Origin of the sequence: Flavobacterium cupreum, from assembly GCF_003996965.1 — a bacterium.
In the GTDB taxonomy this organism is placed as follows: Bacteria; Bacteroidota; Bacteroidia; order Flavobacteriales; family Flavobacteriaceae; genus Flavobacterium; species Flavobacterium cupreum.
In genome coordinates, this window is the sequence record NZ_QWDM01000066.1 from 1 (window position 1) to 510 (window position 510).

A 510-nucleotide genomic window follows, 5' to 3' on the forward strand; every position below is an offset into this window, starting at 1 on the left:
GGAAAAAGCCGCACGCCGGCGTCGGCCTGGGCTGCCGGAATGGGAAAAACGAAAACGCTTGCAATAGTTCGATGATTAGCTAATAATCGACACATGAGCACAATTTTCAAAGCCCTGTCAGATCCCACCCGTCGCATGGTCCTCCAGCATCTACAGCAGGGGCCGATCGGCGCGGGAGAACTCGCCGACATGTTCGACGTGTCCAAGCCAACCATGTCGGCGCACTTCGCGGTGCTCGTCGCGGCCGGCCTGATCGAACCCGAAAAGCAGGGGCGCACGATCACCTACCGCATCAAGTTGTCGGTGCTCGAGGACGCTTTGCTCAGTTTCGCCCAAACCTTCGGCCTGGCGGTCACGCGAGCCGGAGGCGGCCAACCCGCTGATAAATCACATAAGGAAAAATCATGAGTGCGACATTCTCGTTGGGCCGTTCGATCCTGGCGGCAGCCTTCATCCTCGGCGCCTCGGCCGCGCTCGCGTGGCTTGCGCCGGACTATATCAGCGCGGAAT

1 protein-coding gene is annotated in these 510 nt (G+C 60.0%); it reads left to right on the forward strand.

Going from position 1 to position 510, the window contains the following annotated elements; all coding sequences use genetic code 11:
• Nucleotides 1–93 precede the first annotated feature (93 nt).
• Nucleotides 94–408 carry a metalloregulator ArsR/SmtB family transcription factor gene (locus D0817_RS26690; RefSeq protein WP_106756954.1) on the forward strand — a complete coding sequence of 105 codons (315 nt, stop codon included), beginning with the start codon at nt 94–96 and terminating at the stop codon, nt 406–408.
• Nucleotides 409–510: the final 102 nt, after the last annotated feature.

Bases quoted from the DNA above. Each gene is read 5' to 3' on its own strand.
- D0817_RS26690 (WP_106756954.1), top strand. From the start codon at position 94: ATGAGCACAATTTTCAAAGCCCTGTCAGATCCCACCCGTCGCATGGTC.